A 19,738-nucleotide genomic window follows, 5' to 3' on the forward strand; every position below is an offset into this window, starting at 1 on the left:
ATAAAGATATTCCCGAGGTTAGCGAATGGAATTCGCCGCCTAAGATAACAACGGTTTTTTGCATGCGTTGCCGGACTTAAGTCGGGCATGTAAATAAATAAATCCTTTGTTATTTTAGCCACCAAATCATTTGGTGAACCTACCGGCAATAAAGGCCAACACCACAGCAAATAAAATTTTGTGAAAACTTTTTCGATTTTTACATCACTGAAAATCAAGCACTTAGCTTTTTTTCTTCAGGGGTTTAAAAAAATAATTCCAACTAATTTTTTTAGAACTGAATCCATGTAGGAAATAAACCAAATAAAATTTTATGAAAAATTTCATTTTAAGTGTCGTTTCGGTAGCTATTTTAGCTTCATGTACAAAAGAGGAAACTACCACCCCACAACTCTCTTTAAATGACCAGTTTAATGTTTCTACAACAGGCTGGAGTGCGGATTTTGCGGATTATCCGGTAGGTCAGGAAACATTCTACGAACTATTAACAAAAAAGGATGCTAAATTACCTGCGCCTTTAGATACGTTGAAGAAAGGGTTTCTTGTTTCAGGTAATAACCATAGCGACGATTTGTTTATGTTTCTCACTAAAAAGATGACAGGTCTAAAAGCTAATCAAACTTACAAAGGAACATTCGAAGTTGAGTTTGCTTCAAATGCACCCGATGGTTCGTTTGGGGTAGGTGGCTCTCCGGCCGAAAGTGTGTATGTGGGTATCGGTCTTACCTCTGTTGAGCCTAAAAAAGTAGCCAATACTACTACCAAGAATTATGAGATGAACATCAAAAAAATACAACAGGCCAATGATGGACAAGACATGAAAGTGATTGGTAATGTAGCCAACGGTACTACTGAAAACAAATACAAAATCATCAAAAGAACAGGTGAGTTTACCGGAAAATCAGATGCCAATGGTAATATTTGGGTAATTGTAGGTACAGACTCAGGCTTTGAAGCCACTACTGCGCTTTACTATACTGGCGTAAAAGTAGATTTGAAAGAAGTAACTACGGCTCAATAATTTTATGGCAGGTCGTAGCGTTCAAACTCCGACCTGCTTTCTCATACAACTGAAATCGGCTTTTATTCAAATTTAATCAGATATATCGTATGAAAAAGTTGTTAGGCATCTGTGGTTTTATCGGGGCTTTCTTTTTAAGCGCCTGCAAGGAGAACAAAGTTTCGTTAGAGGGTCTTGACAATGCTTATTTACCCTTGCAGGTAGGTAACTATTGGAAAATGGATAAGACAGACTCAAGAACCGTTATAGAAACCAAGGTTTTCGACCAGAAGAATTATTATGCCATCACAACGTCTTATGATACATCTTATGTGAGAAACGAAAACGATAAAATTGTAGAATACTATAAAGGGAAAACTTCGGTGAGATTTGATTTAACGGCAGAAGTAAATGCTACTTGGAAATATAGAGATTATACTGTAACGCTTACGAGTAAAACAGAGACGATTACGATAGGAGGACAAAAAATCAAGAATTGTTATCGCTTCTATTTTGATATTCCGGCGTTGGCTGATGAAGAACATGCTATCTGGTTAGCACCCGGTATAGGCTTTATTCAATATGAATGTCTGGGAATGTGTGTAGGGGGAAAAGACAAGTTAAAAGAAATGAAAATCGACGGTAAGGTATATGTCCTTTAAACAGGGGTTTGAGGAGTCTGACCACAGTTAAAAGTATCATCTATTCAAGTTTAATCCTATAGCAATATGAAAAAATTGTTCTGCATTCTCGGTATTACCAGTACTTTCTTTTTAAGTGCCTGCAAAGAAGACAAAATTTCGTTAGAAGGTCTTGATAATGTGTATCTGCCTTTGGCTGTAGGGAATTACTGGAAAATAGACGGGGTAAATACGAGAACCATTACTGAAACTAAAGTTTTCGATCAGAAAACCTATTATGCCATTACTTCGAGTTACGATACATCGTATGTAAGAAATGAGAATGATAAAATAATAGAATATTATAAGGGTAAAACATCAGTAAGATTTGATCTGACAGCAGCTGTCAATGCTACCTGGCAGTATCGGGATTACACAGTCAAGCTGATTAGTAAAACCGAGAGCATTACTATTGGTGGACAAACCATACAAAATTGTTACCGTTTCTATATGGATATTCCGGCAATGGCAGATGACGAACACGCCATCTGGTTAGCTCCGGGAATCGGTTTTATCCAGCAGGAATGTTATGGTGAGTGTATAGGTGGAAAAAATAAATTAAAAGAAGTAAAACTTGATGGTAAAGTATATCAATTGTAAAATGTAATATCATCATTTAACCATACATGTTAAAAGCCTGATAACCTCTTTATCAGGCTTTTATTTTTTTATGCTAAAAGTTGTTAGTGCATTAACCTATGATTTGTCTGAATTTAAAGACAATAATCTATGGGATAACATCTGTTGCTGATATATTTGTCGCCGCTTAATCATAATTTAAATGATTTTCCTGTCAACGCTTCATAATTTCATTCATAATGCCGTCTTTTAGGCACATTTGTTGCTCTTATTTAAGTTCTGAAACATAAGTATTTAATAAAACTTTTTGTTTTGAATTTATGTATCTCTATTAAGATTTCATGACTGAAGGATTGTTAACCCGGTAAAATAAAAAATCTTATACCATTGGTAAAAGGGTAAGCCAGCCCAATATACCATAGCTGATTGAGGGTTTTTATTCGATTATTCATCTAAAAATGGCTGGGATTTAAAGATGGACATTAAGAATTTATGGTATAGACACTTTACATACTACTTACAGAATACTTTCCTTTCATTGACAGGGTTCTTATTCTTACTGGTGTGTTCGTCTGTTACTTTTGCGCAGTCTTTTAAACACGGTGAAGCAGATTTAAGAGCAATTCAGTTTGAGGATACAAAAAATCACATTGATTTATCAGGTGAGTGGGCTTTTTATTGGCAGAAATTATTACAACCTGAACAAATAGCGGCCAATAAACCCGATTATTATGTTCCGTTTACAGAGGTCTGGAATCACCATGAGCAATTAGGTAAACCATTCAAGGCTTTTGGCTATGCTACTTATGCACTAAAGATTTATGTAGATCATCATAAAAACCCCCAGCTTTCATTTTTTATTCCTGCTCCTTATTCAAGCTACAAGCTCTGGATTAACGGTAAAGAATTTGCGCACAATGGTGTGGTTGCCACTACTAAAGAGGCCTATAAGCCTCATTGGTTACCTATAAAAAAACTCTATCTGGCACAATCAGATACTTTGCAACTGGTAATGCAGGTGGCTAATTTCGACCATTATCGGGGTGGTTTTTCTCAACCTATCATTTTAGGCAGTAATGCCTACACCGAAGATTTGTGGGATACCGAACTATCAATTACACTGATTCTGACAGGAATCCTGCTCATGGTGGCATTGATATTCTTTGGTTTGTATTTTTTAGGCCAGAAAGACCCCGTTGTAGTATTTTTTGCCCTGTATTGCATCATTTATATCTACAGGCTTATCGGTGTCGATAAGATTTATTACCTGCATCAGATTTTCCCGAACATCCCTTTCAGAATCACTTTTTTTCTTGAATATTTCTCTATATTCTTTTGTATTTATCTCTTTACCCGCTTTGTAAGGTCGCTTTATGCAAGCAATAGCCGGTTTGTGATGGGCGTAGGCTATGTTAGTTTATTTTATATAGCCTTATTGATTTTTACACCCATTTATATTATTTCTTACACATCGCAGGTATTTTTCTTCATCATCTTGCTTTTTGTGGCGTACAACTTTTATATGTCTGTGATTGCGGCCATACGTAAACGCAAGGGTTCTGTTTTTGCCGTGCTAAGTATGTTTTCTATGGGCATGGCCGTTACCTTAAATATTATAGGGTATTTCGGTTATATACAGCCCTCTTCCTATTATTTGTTTTTCGGGTATTTTGGTTTTATCCTGTTTCAGACCCTTATTCTTTCTCATCGGTTTGTCTATTCATTCAGAAAAGCCCGGCGAGAGGCCGAAGAAGCGGCCAAAGCTAAATCGGAGTTTCTGGCTAATATGAGTCATGAAATCAGAACACCTCTCAACGGGGTTATTGGTTTTACCGACTTGTTAATGAAAACCAAATTAGATAGTACCCAGCAACAATATATGTCCACTGTTTTTCAGTCGGCCAATGCCTTGCTTGATATTATTAATGATATTTTAGATTTCTCAAAAATCGAAGCAGGTAAGCTCGAAATTGTGGTAGAGAAAACCAATATCCATGAACTCATGAGCCAGGTAGCTGACATGATTACGTTTCAGGCAAGTCAGAAGAATCTGGAAGTACTGTTGAATATTCCGGTGAATTTGCCAAGATATATCTGGGTCGATGTAATCAGGTTAAGACAGATTCTGGTGAATCTGTTAAGTAATGCGGTGAAGTTTACGGAAACAGGCGAGATAGAACTAAAAATAGAGATGCTGGGCGATATAAAAAATAATTACAATAGTTTCAGATTCTCGGTAAAAGATACAGGTATTGGCATTGCACCACAAAATCAGGAAAAAATATTTCAGGCATTTTTACAAGAAGATTCTTCTACTACCCGCAAGTTTGGCGGTACAGGATTAGGGCTTACTATCTCTAATAAACTGTTGTCTTTGATGCAGAGCAGACTGCGTGTAGAAAGCGAAGTGGGGAAAGGCACGAAATTTTATTTCGACCTCAACCTGAGGTCAGAAATGGGTGAAGTAGATGAGTGGAAAAACTTAGATGTTTTTAAGCGTGTATTGATTGCTGACGACAACAAAACCAATCGCTCGCTTTTAAAAAGTATGCTTGATCTTCGGAATATTAACTACGAAGAAGTTGAAAACGGGCAGGAGGTAGTAAATATACTGGAGAAAGGTGAAAAATTCGATTTGCTGATTATTGATTACCACATGCCTTATTTAGATGGTTTAGATACGGTACGCATACTCAGACAAAAGCCAAAATTCAACGCAGAAAAATTGCCTATAATTTTATTGTATAGCTCGCATGCGCACGAATACATCAATGCAGAATCAGAAAAATTGCAAATCAGGCAGCGACTGGTAAAACCGGTTATTCTTCAGAAAGTATTTGAAGCCATGTCGAAGATAGCTACCAAAGTTGTAGAAGAAAGCCAGAAAGTTGATACGCCTAAACCTGCGCAATATGTAGATAAGCGGTTCCTGACCATACTGATAGTTGAAGATAATAAGGTTAATATGCTGTTTGCCCGAACTATTTTTAAATCGGTTTTTCCGAATGGACGCATTTTAGAGGCAGAAAATGGCAAACTGGCCGTTGAAAAATTCACAAAAGATTCGCCAGATATTATATTTATGGATATGCAAATGCCTGAAATGAATGGATTGGAGGCAACTTTAGCCATTAGAGAAATAGAAAACGGGCAAAGCAGAGTACCAATTATAGCCCTGACTGCCGGAACAGTAAAAGGCGAAAAAGAAAAGTGTATAGAGGCCGGAATGGACGATTATATTACCAAACCATTTATAAAAGACACCGTGGTAAAAGCCATTCAGAAATACTTAGGAAAAGAGTAATACCAGCTATTTTGCCTGTTTATGGTATTACCTGAAATTACAACTTGGTAGTGTTGCCAAGTTTTTTTTATTTTGTTGCTCATTTGAACACGATACAGATGTCTTCAGAGATTTTTCTTAAAGCAATTGACCAGGAAATTGTCCGCACGCAATATGGCGATAATCCGGTAGAATTATATGAACCCATTGAATACCTGATGTCGTTAGGAGGCAAAAGAATGCGCCCTTTACTGACAGTAATAGCTACAAACATTTTTTCGGATGATTGGGAACATGCCATTAAACCAGCCATTGGTGTAGAAGTATTTCATAATTTTACCCTGATGCACGACGATATTATGGATGCGGCTCCGTTGCGTCGTGGTAAACCTACCGTACATGAGAAATGGGATAAGAATGTGGCCATTCTCTCAGGCGATGTAATGTTGGTTTGTGCGTATGAACTCATGACGGCTGTTGAAGACGGAATTTTTAAGCAGGTAATCAGAAGATTTAACCGTACAGCTGCAGAGGTTTGCGAAGGGCAGCAATTAGATATGAATTTTGCCTCCCGCAATGATGTAACAGAAGAAGAGTATATAGATATGATTCGGCTGAAAACATCTGTTCTCTTAGGTTTTGCTTTAGAATTAGGCGGAATGATTGCCAACGCCGGAGAAACCAATATAAAACTGCTCTACGAAATAGGTACGAATGTGGGAATAGGCTTTCAGCTCAAAGATGATATTTTAGATGTATATGGTGACCCTGAGAAATTCGGCAAACAAGTAGGAGGCGATATTATAGAAAACAAAAAGACGTTTCTGTTAATAGAGGCGTTAGCACAAGCCAAGGGCAAGCCTGAAGAGAAAGAACTGGCACATTGGCTATCGGTACAGGAATTTGATAAAAATGAAAAAGTAAAAGCCGTTACGGCTATTTATGATAGTTTAGGCATTAAACAACTGGCCGAAAACAAAATGAATGAGTTTTTCAGTAAAGGTTTAAGTGATTTAGAGAAACTGGCCGCAACAGCAGAAAGAAAAAAACCTTTGCTTGATTTAATAGAAATGTTGATTGAACGAGAAAACTAACCAAATTATGTCATCTATACCTTTCACGTTTATTATTATTGGTATTACAGTACTTGTGAGTCTGGCGGCTTTTTCTAATAAAAGTTTAGAGTATAGATATATCCTGAATCCTTATATCGTGCATCGTCGTAAGGAGTGGTGGCGTTTGCTGACATCAGGTTTTTTACATGGAGATTTTGCTCACCTGTTTTTCAATATGCTAAGTTTATTCCTTTTCGGGTTAGCTACTGAGGCACGTTTCCATGAGATATTTGGCGAAAAAGCTGTTTTCTTTTATCTGTTACTGTATCTATCAGGTATTATTATAGCTAACTTACCCGATACCTTTAGTAAGAAAAATCATTCGGGCTACAACGCTTTAGGCGCTTCCGGCGGCGTATCATCTATAGTCTTTGCTTTTATTATGTTTGAGCCTACTGCCAAAATGGGTGCCTATATTCTTCCGCCTTTTATACCTGCCTGGATATTTGGTCTTTTGTATTTATGGTATTCAAAGTACATGGCAGAAAAACAGTATGATAATATAGGTCATACCGCTCACTTTTGGGGTGCTTTGTGGGGTGTCATATTCATGATTCTTACCTTCCCTCCTATTATTCGTATATTTATTACTAAGATTGCCGGGAGTTTCCAATAATGCTTAAACTATTACAGCAACCTTATCCTTTTCCGCATAAATCATTAGGTGCTTGCCTTAGAAACAGTCTGATTGAAGGGGCAGGTGTTGCTTTATTCTTTATTGTTTTTCAACCCTTTGGGCTGAACGAGTGGAAACACCCTCATAAACTGTGGGTATTAATGGGATTTGGAGCCATTGTCAGCATTTGTACGGCCTTCAACAGGTTAGTATTGCCTGCCCTTTTACCGAAATTCTTTAACGAACAAAAATGGGTAATCTGGAAAGAGATAGCAGATATTCTGTTTCTGCTTCTGCTCATTACCTGTGCCAATATGTTCTATTCAAAACTTTTCTTTCATTACCTGCCATTGACTCCTCTGGGTTTTATTGCCATGTTCCTGATTGTGGCTTTGGTAGGCTTGGTTCCAATCTCTTTTGGGGTAATGTCTAACTATATCCTGCAATTGAAAAAGTATAACCAGACCATAGTTGTACAACCGCATGAAAAAACAATCCCTGAGACCAAAGCCATCATATCCATCAGGTTGATTGCTGAAAACGAAAAAGATACAATAGAAGTCAATGCTGATGATTTGTTTTTTATAGAATCATCAGACAACTATTCTACCGTATTTTATAAGAAAGATAACACTCTTCAGAAAGAAATGCTCAGAAGTAGTCTGACACGTTTAGAAAGCCAGATAAACTCACCTGATATTGTGCGTTGCCATCGGTCTTATGTAATTAATCTTAGTAAGGTCGAGAAAGTTACTGGCAATGCACAAGGGTATAAATTTCATTTACAATCACTTGATTTAACTGTTCCGGTTGCCCGTAAGTATTCAGAGATAGTAGAAAGATTTAAATAAATCTATCAGCATCAATTGCGTACCTTTGTCATTCTCCCCTAACATTTGCTATTCCTCCCTGCGCTTTGTCAAACTCCCCAAAGGCTTGATAATCAACCCTTTCATTTGACTGCTATTTATTATCCTCTATACATTTGTGTCATCGAAAACAAAACATTAATCAATAACACAAATGAAAAATTTCATCCAGTCAATCGCACTAACAGTTATTTTAAGTCTTACGGTTACTTTCTCCTTTGCACAAAATAAATATATTGTAACGGTTGTAGTAAAAGGTTTACAACAACGCCAAGGTAAAATTTATGCTTCTATTACCAACGATGCCAATAGTTTCCCAAGAGGTGGCGGAATTAAATCAGCCATTGCCGAAGTAACCAAAGAAGGCGAGGTAACGCTAAAATTTGACAATCTACTCGAAGGCAAATATGCGATTGTATTATACCAGGATTTGAACGATAACAAAGAATTAGATATGAATGGCGAAATGCCTGCCGAGCCTTTTGGTTTCTCTAATGTAACCATGCTGATGGGTCCACCAAATTTTGAGCAATGTGCTTTTGATGTGAACGAAAATAAAACAATAGCCATAGGTTTAATGGCATTCTGATTCATTATCACCATTACCTGATTACTTATTATTCAAATTGACAAAACTATGGAAAAGCTAATTTTCAATTTCTTTTTGGTTATACACGTCATTTGTGGTTTTTTATCGCTCTCAACAGGGTTAATTGCCATGATGGCACAAAAAGGCAAAAAAGCGCACAACATCAGTGGAATTATCTTTTACTGGGCAATGGTTGGGGTATTTGTTACTACTGTTATTTTTTTCATTATTTATCCTACTCAATTAAAATACCAGTTTTTCCTGACAATCGGGGTGATTAGTTTTTATCCGACTTTTTCGGGTAAAAGATTATTACAGATGAAAAAAGCAATTGTACCAACATTGATTGACTGGTTAGCAGCCTGGGGTGTAGGTATTTGCGGAATCGTAATGATAGGTTATTCAGTTTATGGGTTCATGAATCCGGTCGGATTCAACGGTATGGCTATTTTATTTGCCATTTTCGGAGTAGTGTGTCTGGTAAATGCCTACGGAGATTTGAAGATATATTTAGGTTATCAGAAACCTGAAAAAATGCACTGGTTTTTGGGGCATGGCGGTAAAATGATGGGTGCCTATTCAGCTGCATTAACCGCCTTTTTTGTAAATATAGTGCCAAGATATATGCCAAAAAACACACCGGATTTTGTTTTTATCCTGACATGGGTTTTACCGGGGGTAATAGTCGGAGTAATTGCGGCCAGAATTTTAAAGAAATATAAGGCGAAGTTTGCCGTGAAAAGCAGTAAGCCTGTTTTGCAAGTTTAAATTAATTTATCTCAAAACTATCAGCATCAAGATAAGCAGGGAATTTCTGGCGGAATTCGTCTAAGGCAGTTTTAGAGATGATATGTTGATGAACCACCTCGCTATTGATTTCACGATATAGCACCTTGCCTGCAAAGTCAATTATAGCAGAATGCCCTGCATGAACAATATTGTTTCCATCAAGCCCTGTTCTGTTTACGCCTATAACATAGCTCTGGTTTTCAATAGCCCTTGCTACTAATAGCGAATCCCACGGATACATTCTTATTTGCGGCCAGTTGGCCACATAAATCAGCAGGTCATACGCTAAATCAGCGTTTCTGCTCCAAACCGGAAAACGTAAATCGTAACAGATAAGCGGACAGATTTTCCAACCTTTTAGTGCTTTGATGATTTTTTTATTACCACCTGTAAATACCTCATGCTCTTTGCCCATTCTGAACAGGTGGCGTTTATCATAAAAATCAACTTCACCATTAGGGCTAACCCATAAAAGGCGATTAAAATAGCTATTATCTTCTTTAATGACAACACTGCCCGTAATTACTGCCCCTGTTTGTGCCGCCATCTGTTTCATCCAACGGGTAGTATGCAGATTCATTGGTTCAGCTACCTTAGCCGGATTCATGGTGAATCCGGTAGTAAACATTTCGGGCAGAATAATTAAATCGGTAGGGGTTGAAATGCTGAAAATCTTTTCTTCCAACATTGCCCTATTAGCAGTAGCATCTTCCCAATAGATATTGGTCTGTACAAGTGTTACATTTAAATCAGGAAGAGAAGAATTTTGTTCAGACATCTTAATCAGCGCTTGAGATATTATTTAGGGAATTTCATGCGGTACTCTACATCTACATCACCTTTGGTAATATTTGCCAGTTTTTTCTTAAGCATCTGTTTTTTCAAAGGTGTCAAATGGTCAGTAAATAAAATACCGTCAATATGGTCGTATTCATGCTGGATAATACGAGCCGCCATGCTTTCGTAGGTTTCGGTATGTTCTACCCAATCGGTATCAAAATAGCGGATGGTTACATACTCAGGGCGATACACATCGGCACGGATACCCGGAATACTCAGACAGCCTTCTTCATAAGCCCATTCTTCACCCTCTTCTTCTATAATCTCGGCGTTGATAAATACTTTTTTAAAACCTACCAGCGATTGGTCAATATCTTCTTCCGTTTCGGCACTTTCGTTGATAGGTGTTCCGTCAACTACAAAAATACGGAGATCTAAGCCAATCTGTGGTCCTGCCAAACCTACGCCTGCTGCTGCATACATGGTCTCAAACATATCTTCGGCGAGTTTTTTTACATCAAGTTCGCCTTGTACAATATCACGAGCTTCTTTTCTTAAAACAGGATCGCCGTAGGCTACAATAGGATATATCATTGTATCTTTATATATGGTAATTAATTAATTTCTTCCGGAGAATAATTCTATAATCCTTAATTGCTTCTTTTTGTTCCACTTTTTCAATACAAAAGCCGTTTTTGAGGGCAAAAATGAGCATTCCTCTGAAACGATTACGAGTTTTCAGTACAATAGCCTCAAAACCTTCCTGCCTTGCCCAGTCCTCTTGCGCATCAGCCAATTGTTGGGCAATATGCAGTTTTCTGTAATCAGATAAAACACCACCCATCCAGGTATAAAAACTGCCGTCTTTGTCTCTGTCGTACCCAACTTTAAAACCAACCGGAGTATCTCCGTCAAGAGCAACTAAAATCAAAGATTTGGTGTTAAATAAACGAGTTTCGTAGGCTTCTTCTCCGTAAATTCTATCATAAAACTCTGGAATTTGCTGAGAAATAGCTACACATTCGGCAACTGTACCTTGTCTGATTGTTACATTTGCACCCGTATTCATACTACAAAGTTACAAAACTGATGAATAATATTCTTAATAAAAAAGTAAGGTTTATTAATTTAGGCCTGATTGACTACCAGAATGGCTGGGATTTTCAGGAAAAACTCTTCGCTGAAATCATTGACCAGAAAATAAAAAACAGAAATATTGACCCCGAAAATCAATTATCTACCCCTAATTATCTCTTGTTTTGCCAGCACCCGCACGTATACACCTTAGGTAAAAGTGGCAAGATGGAAAATCTCTTACTCGACGAAGAAAGCCTTTCGGCCAAAGAAGCTAAGTTTTATAAGATTAACCGTGGCGGTGATATTACCTATCATGGTCCGGGGCAATTGGTTGGGTATCCTATACTGGATTTAGAGAATTTTTTTACGGACATACATCGCTATATGCGCTTTTTAGAAGAAGGGATTATCCGCACATTGGCCGATTATGGCATTGACGCAGGAAGAATAGAGGGTTTAACAGGCGTTTGGTTAGATTATAAAGCGCAGAAAAACCCGAGAAAAATATGTGCGATGGGTGTGAAATCGAGCCGATGGGTAACCATGCACGGCTTTGCTTTGAATGTGAACACTGATTTGAATTATTTCAGCAATATTGTGCCATGTGGTATTGATGATAAGGCTGTAACCTCACTGGCCTTAGAGTTGGGTCGGTTGATAGCCGTTGAAGAAGTAGCCGAAAAACTGAAAAACCATCTGGGCGAATTGTTTGAAATGGAGTTTGAAGTAGTGGTTGAGACGGCACCAACAGAGATTTACAGCTAAATGTAATATTTCCTTGATACAAATTGTCTTGAAGTGAGATTTATTTATAATTTTGAGAAAAATATGAAAAAACCTTCTTAAAAATATATTTTATATATAATTACCGATATAAAATAACAAAACTATAATAAATGGCAACTGAATATTTGGGAATTGATATTGGCGGCACAAATGTCAAAATGGGCATTGTAGAAGCAGAAACAGGTAAACTTTCGAATTTTTATAGTCACGATACAGCAAGTTGGCGCAAATCAGGGCATTTTGTGGAACGCTTGGGTGATGCCATAGCAATTCAATTACTCGAAAATAAAAATGTTCAGAAAGTCGGTATAGGTGTTCCGGGTCTGATTACAAGAGACCGCTCAACCCTGATAGAAATTACAGCTATCCCCGAAATCAATGGTATTACTATCATACCCGATTTAAAAGAACGTTTCCCGAATCATGATTTCTTTTTAGAGAATGATGCCAATGCGGCAGCATTAGGCGAATATTACTTTGGCGAAGGCGATATTCCTGAAGACTATATTATGATTACCCTGGGAACAGGCATCGGTGGAGCGGCTATTATAGATAAACAAGTATTCAAAGGTGGTGGTGGCAATGCCATGGAGCCGGGTCATATTCCGTCTAAACACGGTAAAGTATTAGAGCGTAATATCGGTAAAAATGAATTGCTGGAACTGGCTAATAGCATGAGAAAAGGCTATACAGGAAAAACCCAATTACCTGACGATGGCACTATTTCAACTACCGGACTGGTAGCAGCCGCAGGAGAAGGTGATGAACTGGCACAAAAAATATTTGACGAAGTAGGCGAAATGTTAGGAAGCGGCCTTGTAGCCATGATAAGAATCCTTGACATTACAACCATTCTGATAGGCGGTGGCTTATCAGCTTCATTCGATTATATTATGCCGGCTGTCGACAAACAGTTAGAATACTGGTTGACTCCTTATTATATCAAAACATTAAATATCAAAAAAGCAACCTTAGGCAACGACGCCGGACTATTAGGCGCAGCGAGCTTATGCTTCTGATATATCAGTACTAAGGGGAGTATTTAGTCAGATACTTCCCTTCCCTCCTTTTTCTATTCATTCCCCACCTTATGCTGTGTTACTTATGGAACTTTCTCATGCTATCTCTGACATCATTCTGGCCTTAGTTGGCTTTTTTGTTTTTTTTCGCTATTTATTCAAGCTTGATTTAGTGGCTTGCCTATTGTGGGAGGCTTTCGTATTATCGGTTACGGTAGCTGCACTTTTTGGCGCATTCCGTTTTCTGGGGTTTTCGCCTTATCCCCTCATTGTCTCCGAATTTTTTCAACATTTAGCAGGTACAGTCGGCGCTCTCTGTCTGGTATTTGTAACCCTCTTTTTAGTGCTGAAAAAGCCGATTCCGGTCAGTTTTGCCTATATAGTAGTAGCCTTAGGGTTTGTAGCTTTTGCGGTAGTGAGATTAACGGACAACTTACAGGTATTAAATATTATTTCGCTTGTTTGTATCCCCGCAGTTCTGATTTTGGGTATATGGGCATTAATTAAAGGAGAACGTTCGATAGGTGCGTGGTTAATACTGGCCGTAGTTGCCCTGGTCATGGGTACTTATAACAAGAGTTTCATGGCTAATTCTATTATTGATCATATAGACATTTACCATTATCTGTTAGCCATCAGCCTGTTTTGTTTCGGACGTGCTGCCCGCCATCAGACTCACTGATTACTGCTCAATTACTTTAGGCACTAAAAAGTACTCACCGTCTTGTTTTGGTGCATTTTTTAAGCCTTTCTCACGTGAGAGCTGGTTATTGGCTATATCTTCTCTGAACACGTTTACTTCCTCGCTCATGTGGGTAAGTGGTTCTACTGCTGTGGTATCTAATTCTTTCAACTGATCCATCCAGTCCAGAATCTTAGATAAGTCTTCCACCATTTTCACTTCTTCGGGCTCGCTTAACTCTAACCGTGCCAGATGCGCTATTTTCTTTACAGTTTGCTGTTCTATTTTCATAGGAATACTTCTACACTTTACCCGGATTGAAATCCGTATTTGTTTTTCTATTGCAAATGTAAGGCTAATCCTTAAAACCGATGGAGATTAATCCTGATATTTATTCAATGTAGGCTGAATAGCCTCATATACCTGCTTTTTCAGGTCTTCAATATCGTTCCTGGTTTTGCCTTTGGTATCGATAGGTGTATGGAAAATAACCCTTACCGGATGCCATGACATCCGAATATCAGGCATTACCTTATAATTATCTAACAGCGAGATAGGCACAATAGGAACCTGGTTTTCGATAGCCATCGTAAATGCGCCATCTTTGAAAGGTTGCACCATCTGCGGAAAGTCGGTAGTATGAATTCCCCCTTCAGGAAAAATCATAATACTTCTGCCTGATTTGAGTGCTTTGATAGAACGTTTAAGGGCTTTGGTTCTACTGTTTTTATCACTTCTATCTACCTGAATATGGGCTTTGGCAAACATATACCCAAACAGAGGGACATTCTTTACCGAACTCTTACCAAGAAACGCAAAGTAGTTTTTTATAATGGCTCCCATCAGGGCAATATCTAAATAACTGAAATGATTGGCGCAGAATACATAAGCCTGTTTGGGGTCAAGTTTTGATTCGTACTTAATCTGCACGGGCATACCTGCCATAAAAAAGAAGATGCGCCCCCATATCCGGTTACAATAGTGCACCATAATTTTCCATTCCTCTTTTTGCAGACTAATAAAGACGATTGGAAAAAGTAACAGGAAAATGAGTAAGAACCAGAAAAGACACCAGGCTGTGTAAAGCCAGGATAATAGTTTTAAGAAACCTTGCATCAGGGTATATTCAGGGGGAATGATTCTACAAATATATGTTTAATTACATTCCCCCGTAACGATTTCAGGTTATTTTATGTCTTTGCGTAAATCGACAGGTTTAGCAGCGTTTTTACGCATTCTGATGTTGAGTACTTCTACAAAGAACGAGAACGCCATAGAGAAGTAGATATAACCTTTAGGTACGTGTACCTTAAAGGCTTCTGCTACTAACAAGGTACCAATCATTACCAGAAAGGCAAGCGCCAACATTTTTACAGTTGGGTGTTTTTCTACAAATCCACCTACGCTACCTGCAAACAAAAGCATAGCAATAGTTGATAAGATAATTGAAATACCCATTACATAAATATTGCTGGTCATACCGATGGCGGTAATGATAGAGTCGATAGAGAAAACAAGGTTAATTACTGCAATATCTATAATAGCTCTCGAAAGTTTGGCGGCTGTTTTTTTACCTGATACCTGCTCTTCATAACCCTCCAGTTTATGATGGATTTCAGAAGTTGATTTATAGAGTAAGAAAAGCCCCCCAGCTAATAGAATCAGGTCTTTACCACTAAAACCAATATTAAAAGGTAAACCTATCTCCTGAAGGTTGAATAAATCTTTTTCTAACCTTAAAATCCACCCTAATACAAAAAGCAAAGCAACACGAATAGCCATTGCCATAATCAAGCCTATCCGGCGTGCCTTTTTTTGTTCACTCTTAACCAGTTTTGAAGAGATAATAGAAACAAAAATGATGTTATCTACTCCTAATACAATTTCTAAAAGTGTGAGGGTTACTATACTTGTCAGCGCTGCTGTTGTAAAAATTTGTTCCATTATTGTTTGATACGGTTTATTTGAGGACGAAATTATCAGTTTTCGACCTTACAGCCAAATCTGAAATTGATAAAAGGATAGAAAATAAGTCGATAACGTCTAAAAACTTGATGAAAATAGCTCCCCTCGCAAAAAAGTATTAGAATTAAATGGAATATTAGTTGATATAAGATAGACGATTTTCTATTTTTGTTCTATTCAATCTATTTTACGTTTAACCTTTAATGAAACTTAATCAATCTTTACTCTCTGACCCTTCTTTAACGCAACTTCCCGAAAAAGTCTTACAATTTGGTACAGGTGTTTTGCTTCGTGGCTTGTGTGATTATTTTATCGACAAAGCCAATAAAGAGGGCATATTTAATGGTAGAATTGTGGTTGTTAAATCGACTGATTCGGGCGGAGCAGATGCTTTTGCCGAGCAGGATAATCTTTACACCATCTGTGTAAGAGGTATCGATAAAGGCGTTGCTAAAGAAGAAAATATCATTTCTGCGGCTATTAGCCGGGTACTGTCAGCACAAAGCCAATGGGCTGAGATTCTGTCAACCGCTAAAAATCCGGCTATCAGCATAGTTATTTCCAATACTACCGAAGTAGGGCTTCAATATGTAGAAGAAAGCATCAGCCAGACTCCTCCGGCTTCTTTTCCGGCTAAACTCACTACGTGGTTATATGAAAGATTTCAGGCAGGGCTTCCGGGTGCGGTGATTATTCCGACCGAGTTGATAGTAGGCAATGGAGATAAACTGAAAGAGATTGTTCTGCAATTATGTGCTTTCAACCAACTGCCTGATAAATTCGTAGAGTGGGTTAACAAAGAAAACAGTTTCTGTAATTCGCTGGTGGACAGAATTGTGCCGGGTAAACCTAAGGGAGACAGCCTGAAAGAATTAGATGCGAAATTAGGATACAAAGACGACCTGCTAACTATTGCTGAAGTATATAGGTTATGGGCTATCGAAGGCGATGAAAAAGTAAAAGAAACTTTATCTTTCGCTGAAGCAGACCCGGGAGTAAAAATAGAAAAAAATATTGAGCAGTATCGAGAGCTAAAATTACGTATGCTCAATGGTACACATACCCTGATGTGTGGTATGGCTTATTTATCAGGTTTTGAGACTGTAAAAGAAGCCTTAGCCGACGAACTGACAGAGAAGTTTATTACGATTCTGATGACGACCGAGATTGTTCCGGCAATTCCGTATAAAATACAGGCAAAAGTTTGTCAGCGTTATGGCAGAGAGGTATTAGACCGATTCCGTAACCCTTACTTAGAGCATCAATGGATAAGCATTACCTTACAATATACCATGAAGATGCGTATGCGGAATATTCCATTATTGTTGAATTATTATAAAGAGTTTAATACAGTTCCACAATATTTTGCCCGTGGCTTTGCGGCTTACTTGCTCTTTATGCGTGCCGTGAAAGAAGAGAATGGTAAGTATTTTGGTCAACGAGGGGGAGAGTTTTATCCGATTCAGTGTGATGCAGCCCCTTATTTTTATCAGGTATGGCAGAATCACTCAGCCGATGAGGTAGTACAGGAAGTATTAGCCAATAAAGAGCTTTGGGGAAGCGATTTAACCCAGCTTTCAGGCTTTGCGGGTAATGTAAGTACTCACTTGTCTAATATGATGATGATAGGCGTAAGAGAAGTAGCTTCTGCCTTGAATGTGTATGCTTAAAATTGGATGATTTTATTTTGATTAGTGAATATTAGCCACAATGTACACGATTAAAACACAATGGTATACAATTGTGAAACTTTGTGTAACATCGTGATTATTGTGGCTAAAATGTTTTTGTAGACCTACTATTACTTCACCACTCGCCTCTTCAATAATTCAAAAAAACATTTAGCTGTTGACTCGATATCAATGCTTGCATCGTGAGCTTCTTTTATTTGTTCTTTAAAGAGTCTGAAATGCAGTTCTTCCAAAGTCGGCCACTTGAAACCATACTTACCCGGGATTTTACAGAAATTAACTATATTTTTATCCTTCATGGTGCAAAAGCTGCGGGTAGCTAATAAAGCCTTTGTATCTATCTTTTTTCTGATACATTCTGCTCCGGCAATGGCTTTGTCAAATTCAACATTGTGTCCAATCAAGATAGCAGACTCACTTACTGCCTGTTGAAAAAGGGTAAGTACCTGAGTTAAATCATGCCCTTCTGTCAATGCCTGTTGGGTAGTAATGCGGTGAATACGGGTAGCATCTGCCGGAATCACATAGCCCTCGGGTTTGATGATATAATTATGTTTAGTATCTAATGAACCATCTTCACGAAATACTAAAAATGCCAGTTGTACCATTCGTGGCCAGTTCTGAACTGCTGTGATGGGGGCATTGTAATTATTGGGTAATCCCGTAGTTTCGGTATCAAAAAACAGAATCTTTCTCATGACTAATAAAAAAACGCTCTTTCTTTACAAAGGAAGAGCGTTTGTACGAAATAACAAAGTTTTATTTTTGTCGGCTAAACCAGAAATAGACCGGGATACCGATGGCTACAATACCTAAGCCCGGATAAGTGAATTGTGGTTTTTCTTTTACTAATATTAAAACAATAATAGAGGCTATAATCACATACAACATCGGAATAACCGGATACCCCGGTGCTTTTATCGGACGTTCAGCCTCAGGCATTCTGCGACGTAAAATGAATATTCCATAAATAGTAAAGGCATAGAACAGGATTACAATGCCCATCAGGTAATCTAACAAATCACCATATTTACCCGTCAGGCATAAGAAAGATGCCCAGAAACATTGCCACCAGAGTGCATTTTTAGGTACGCCACGGTCAGATAATTTTCCGAAATTTTTGAAAAACAATCCATCTTTTGCCATGGTATAATAAACCCTTGCACCCGAAAGAATCAAACCGTTGTTACAGCCAAAAGTAGAAATCATAATGAGCATGGCTACTACAACCGTTAGCGTTTGTCCGCCAATCAGATGGGCAGCAGCAGCCGCTACTCTGTCTTCACTGGCAAACTGAATCCCTCTGCTGAAAACATCTGCGCCATCCGGTGAGCCTTTTAAAGGTAATATACACAGATAAGCAATATTCATTAAGATATATAAAACCGTTACAACCAGTGTTCCGATAGCCAGCCCTCTTGGAATAGTTTTTTTAGGCTCAACTACTTCATCACCAGCAAATGTTAATCCATTCCACGAATCGCTCGAAAACAAAGTACCTACCTGTGTTACGCCTAAGGCAAGCACAATGGCAAAACCGCTGATAGCCGTAATCACCCACTCGCCATTCACCTCTTTAATGCTCGAAGCCTCAAACATATTAGAAAAATTCTGAGATATTACGTCAGCATTAGCTCCTAAGATAAAGCCTAAGATAATGAGCAAGGCAATGGCCGCTAATTTGGTTGTACTGAAAATATTCTGAATAGTTTTTCCCTCTTTTACGCCCCTCGTATTGGCATAAGTCAGGATAATTATACTGACAATGGCCAATAAACGTTGAGAAGTAAGTTTAAAAGAGGTATCGCCAAGCACAAAAAATTCGTGTTTATCGCTGATAAAATCAGGGAAAAGTACGCCTGAATATTTAGCAAAAGCTACGGCAACAGCAGCAATAGTACCTGTTTGAATTACCGCAAAAAATGACCATCCATAGAGAAAACCTGTGAGTTTGCCATAGGCTTTTTGCAGGAATACATATTGCCCTCCGGCATGTGGAAACATAGCAGTTAATTCGCCATAACAGAGTGCGCCTACCATAGTCAAGACACCGGCCAATAACCAGGAAGCCAATAACCAACCGGAAGAGCCGACCTGTCGGGCAACATCAGCACTAACAATGAAGATTCCAGAGCCAATCATTGACCCTGACACGAGCATCACAGCATCGTATAAGCGGATTTCTTTCTTAAAATTTGCCAATTTGATTAGAGGTTAG

General features: G+C 38.2%; 21 protein-coding genes. 13 read left to right on the top strand and 8 right to left on the bottom strand.

All coding sequences use genetic code 11. The features are described 5' to 3' along the window. Positions 1 to 313 precede the first annotated feature (313 nt). The 9 genes from EWM59_RS15305 (at position 314) to EWM59_RS15345 (ending at position 9,499) form a co-directional block, all read left to right on the top strand. Positions 314 to 1,021 (top strand): hypothetical protein, encoded by a 708-nt coding sequence (locus tag EWM59_RS15305; protein ID WP_130022078.1) that lies wholly within the window; start codon positions 314 to 316, stop codon positions 1,019 to 1,021. A gap of 89 nt (positions 1,022 to 1,110) precedes the next feature. Next, positions 1,111 to 1,662 (top strand): hypothetical protein, encoded by a 552-nt coding sequence (locus EWM59_RS15310; protein WP_130022080.1) that lies wholly within the window; start codon positions 1,111 to 1,113, stop codon positions 1,660 to 1,662. Between the two features lie 66 nt (positions 1,663 to 1,728). Further along, positions 1,729 to 2,280 (top strand): hypothetical protein, encoded by a 552-nt coding sequence (locus EWM59_RS15315; RefSeq protein ID WP_130022082.1) that lies wholly within the window; start codon positions 1,729 to 1,731, stop codon positions 2,278 to 2,280. A 454-nt stretch (positions 2,281 to 2,734) separates the two neighbouring features. Further along, a complete protein-coding gene (locus tag EWM59_RS15320) occupies positions 2,735 to 5,563 on the top strand; it encodes a response regulator (RefSeq protein ID WP_130022084.1) in 2,829 nt (942 codons plus the stop codon). Positions 5,564 to 5,661: 98 nt separating this feature from the next. After that, on the top strand, positions 5,662 to 6,636 hold the full coding sequence (locus tag EWM59_RS15325) for a polyprenyl synthetase family protein (RefSeq protein WP_130022086.1): 975 nt from the start codon (positions 5,662 to 5,664) through the stop codon (positions 6,634 to 6,636). A 7-nt stretch (positions 6,637 to 6,643) separates the two neighbouring features. Beyond that, complete coding sequence (locus tag EWM59_RS15330) at positions 6,644 to 7,273, top strand: rhomboid family intramembrane serine protease (protein ID WP_130022087.1); 630 nt, start codon at positions 6,644 to 6,646, stop codon at positions 7,271 to 7,273. Beyond that, the gene (locus tag EWM59_RS15335; protein ID WP_130022089.1) at positions 7,273 to 8,124 is read left to right on the top strand and encodes a LytR/AlgR family response regulator transcription factor; all 852 of its coding nucleotides are present in this window, start codon (positions 7,273 to 7,275) and stop codon (positions 8,122 to 8,124) included. The genes EWM59_RS15330 and EWM59_RS15335 overlap by 1 nt, the downstream gene beginning before the upstream one ends. 172 nt (positions 8,125 to 8,296) lie before the next feature. Beyond that, complete coding sequence (locus tag EWM59_RS15340; RefSeq protein ID WP_130022091.1) at positions 8,297 to 8,731, top strand: DUF2141 domain-containing protein; 435 nt, start codon at positions 8,297 to 8,299, stop codon at positions 8,729 to 8,731. A 48-nt stretch (positions 8,732 to 8,779) separates the two neighbouring features. After that, entirely contained in the window at positions 8,780 to 9,499 is a 720-nt protein-coding gene (locus EWM59_RS15345) for a hypothetical protein (protein ID WP_130022093.1), read from the top strand. A 1-nt stretch (position 9,500) separates the two neighbouring features. Here EWM59_RS15345 and EWM59_RS15350 read toward each other — a convergent pair whose 3' ends face one another. Genes EWM59_RS15350 through EWM59_RS15360 form a run of 3 tightly spaced genes read right to left on the bottom strand, consistent with a single transcriptional unit; the run spans position 9,501 to position 11,369 of the window. Further along, the gene (locus tag EWM59_RS15350) at positions 9,501 to 10,298 is read right to left on the bottom strand and encodes an amidohydrolase (protein ID WP_130022095.1); all 798 of its coding nucleotides are present in this window, start codon (positions 10,296 to 10,298) and stop codon (positions 9,501 to 9,503) included. Positions 10,299 to 10,318: 20 nt separating this feature from the next. After that, positions 10,319 to 10,894: a peptide deformylase gene (def, locus tag EWM59_RS15355; protein WP_130022097.1), complete on the bottom strand. Its 576-nt coding sequence runs from the start codon at positions 10,892 to 10,894 to the stop codon at positions 10,319 to 10,321. A gap of 7 nt (positions 10,895 to 10,901) precedes the next feature. Next, on the bottom strand, positions 10,902 to 11,369 hold the full coding sequence (locus tag EWM59_RS15360) for a GNAT family N-acetyltransferase (RefSeq protein ID WP_130022098.1): 468 nt from the start codon (positions 11,367 to 11,369) through the stop codon (positions 10,902 to 10,904). 20 nt (positions 11,370 to 11,389) lie between these two features. On the opposite strand from EWM59_RS15360, the gene lipB reads away from it, so the two are divergent. The 3 genes from lipB to EWM59_RS15375 all read left to right on the top strand — a co-directional run bounded on the left by lipB (position 11,390) and on the right by EWM59_RS15375 (position 13,864). Beyond that, positions 11,390 to 12,142, top strand: a complete 753-nt coding sequence (gene lipB / locus EWM59_RS15365) for a lipoyl(octanoyl) transferase LipB (protein ID WP_130022100.1) — start codon at positions 11,390 to 11,392, stop codon at positions 12,140 to 12,142. 131 nt (positions 12,143 to 12,273) lie between these two features. After that, positions 12,274 to 13,182, top strand: a complete 909-nt coding sequence (locus tag EWM59_RS15370; protein WP_130022102.1) for an ROK family protein — start codon at positions 12,274 to 12,276, stop codon at positions 13,180 to 13,182. Positions 13,183 to 13,267: 85 nt separating this feature from the next. Further along, the gene (locus EWM59_RS15375) at positions 13,268 to 13,864 is read left to right on the top strand and encodes a DUF6962 family protein (RefSeq protein ID WP_130022104.1); all 597 of its coding nucleotides are present in this window, start codon (positions 13,268 to 13,270) and stop codon (positions 13,862 to 13,864) included. On the opposite strand, the gene gatC is transcribed toward EWM59_RS15375, so the two are convergent. The 3 genes from gatC to EWM59_RS15390 all read right to left on the bottom strand — a co-directional run bounded on the left by gatC (position 13,865) and on the right by EWM59_RS15390 (position 15,808). Next, the gene (gene gatC / locus EWM59_RS15380) at positions 13,865 to 14,155 is read right to left on the bottom strand and encodes an Asp-tRNA(Asn)/Glu-tRNA(Gln) amidotransferase subunit GatC (RefSeq protein ID WP_130022106.1); all 291 of its coding nucleotides are present in this window, start codon (positions 14,153 to 14,155) and stop codon (positions 13,865 to 13,867) included. 87 nt (positions 14,156 to 14,242) lie between these two features. Further along, positions 14,243 to 14,980, bottom strand: a complete 738-nt coding sequence (locus tag EWM59_RS15385; RefSeq protein ID WP_130022108.1) for a lysophospholipid acyltransferase family protein — start codon at positions 14,978 to 14,980, stop codon at positions 14,243 to 14,245. 69 nt (positions 14,981 to 15,049) lie between these two features. Beyond that, on the bottom strand, positions 15,050 to 15,808 hold the full coding sequence (locus EWM59_RS15390) for a TerC family protein (RefSeq protein ID WP_130022110.1): 759 nt from the start codon (positions 15,806 to 15,808) through the stop codon (positions 15,050 to 15,052). A gap of 224 nt (positions 15,809 to 16,032) precedes the next feature. Between EWM59_RS15390 and EWM59_RS15395 the strand changes: the two genes are divergently transcribed. Beyond that, entirely contained in the window at positions 16,033 to 17,499 is a 1,467-nt protein-coding gene (locus EWM59_RS15395) for a tagaturonate reductase (RefSeq protein ID WP_130022112.1), read from the top strand. A 131-nt stretch (positions 17,500 to 17,630) separates the two neighbouring features. Here the strand turns inward: EWM59_RS15395 and EWM59_RS15400 are convergent, their stop codons facing one another. Together EWM59_RS15400 and EWM59_RS15405 are read right to left on the bottom strand one after the other, a co-directional pair. Then, positions 17,631 to 18,218: a 3'-5' exonuclease gene (locus EWM59_RS15400; protein WP_130022114.1), complete on the bottom strand. Its 588-nt coding sequence runs from the start codon at positions 18,216 to 18,218 to the stop codon at positions 17,631 to 17,633. Positions 18,219 to 18,279: 61 nt separating this feature from the next. After that, the gene (locus EWM59_RS15405; RefSeq protein WP_130022116.1) at positions 18,280 to 19,722 is read right to left on the bottom strand and encodes an APC family permease; all 1,443 of its coding nucleotides are present in this window, start codon (positions 19,720 to 19,722) and stop codon (positions 18,280 to 18,282) included. Positions 19,723 to 19,738: the final 16 nt, after the last annotated feature.

The sequence above is a fragment of the Emticicia agri genome (assembly GCF_004168285.1).
Classification (GTDB): domain Bacteria; phylum Bacteroidota; class Bacteroidia; order Cytophagales; family Spirosomataceae; genus Emticicia; species Emticicia agri.

Bases quoted from the DNA above. Each gene is read 5' to 3' on its own strand.
- EWM59_RS15305 (WP_130022078.1), top strand. From the start codon at position 314: ATGAAAAATTTCATTTTAAGTGTCGTTTCGGTAGCTATTTTAGCTTCA.
- EWM59_RS15310 (WP_130022080.1), top strand. From the start codon at position 1,111: ATGAAAAAGTTGTTAGGCATCTGTGGTTTTATCGGGGCTTTCTTTTTA.
- EWM59_RS15315 (WP_130022082.1), top strand. From the start codon at position 1,729: ATGAAAAAATTGTTCTGCATTCTCGGTATTACCAGTACTTTCTTTTTA.
- EWM59_RS15320 (WP_130022084.1), top strand. From the start codon at position 2,735: ATGGACATTAAGAATTTATGGTATAGACACTTTACATACTACTTACAG.
- EWM59_RS15325 (WP_130022086.1), top strand. From the start codon at position 5,662: ATGTCTTCAGAGATTTTTCTTAAAGCAATTGACCAGGAAATTGTCCGC.
- EWM59_RS15330 (WP_130022087.1), top strand. From the start codon at position 6,644: ATGTCATCTATACCTTTCACGTTTATTATTATTGGTATTACAGTACTT.
- EWM59_RS15335 (WP_130022089.1), top strand. From the start codon at position 7,273: ATGCTTAAACTATTACAGCAACCTTATCCTTTTCCGCATAAATCATTA.
- EWM59_RS15340 (WP_130022091.1), top strand. From the start codon at position 8,297: ATGAAAAATTTCATCCAGTCAATCGCACTAACAGTTATTTTAAGTCTT.
- EWM59_RS15345 (WP_130022093.1), top strand. From the start codon at position 8,780: ATGGAAAAGCTAATTTTCAATTTCTTTTTGGTTATACACGTCATTTGT.
- EWM59_RS15350 (WP_130022095.1), bottom strand. From the start codon at position 10,298: ATGTCTGAACAAAATTCTTCTCTTCCTGATTTAAATGTAACACTTGTA.
- def (WP_130022097.1), bottom strand. From the start codon at position 10,894: ATGATATATCCTATTGTAGCCTACGGCGATCCTGTTTTAAGAAAAGAA.
- EWM59_RS15360 (WP_130022098.1), bottom strand. From the start codon at position 11,369: ATGAATACGGGTGCAAATGTAACAATCAGACAAGGTACAGTTGCCGAA.
- lipB (WP_130022100.1), top strand. From the start codon at position 11,390: ATGAATAATATTCTTAATAAAAAAGTAAGGTTTATTAATTTAGGCCTG.
- EWM59_RS15370 (WP_130022102.1), top strand. From the start codon at position 12,274: ATGGCAACTGAATATTTGGGAATTGATATTGGCGGCACAAATGTCAAA.
- EWM59_RS15375 (WP_130022104.1), top strand. From the start codon at position 13,268: ATGGAACTTTCTCATGCTATCTCTGACATCATTCTGGCCTTAGTTGGC.
- gatC (WP_130022106.1), bottom strand. From the start codon at position 14,155: ATGAAAATAGAACAGCAAACTGTAAAGAAAATAGCGCATCTGGCACGG.
- EWM59_RS15385 (WP_130022108.1), bottom strand. From the start codon at position 14,980: ATGCAAGGTTTCTTAAAACTATTATCCTGGCTTTACACAGCCTGGTGT.
- EWM59_RS15390 (WP_130022110.1), bottom strand. From the start codon at position 15,808: ATGGAACAAATTTTTACAACAGCAGCGCTGACAAGTATAGTAACCCTC.
- EWM59_RS15395 (WP_130022112.1), top strand. From the start codon at position 16,033: ATGAAACTTAATCAATCTTTACTCTCTGACCCTTCTTTAACGCAACTT.
- EWM59_RS15400 (WP_130022114.1), bottom strand. From the start codon at position 18,218: ATGAGAAAGATTCTGTTTTTTGATACCGAAACTACGGGATTACCCAAT.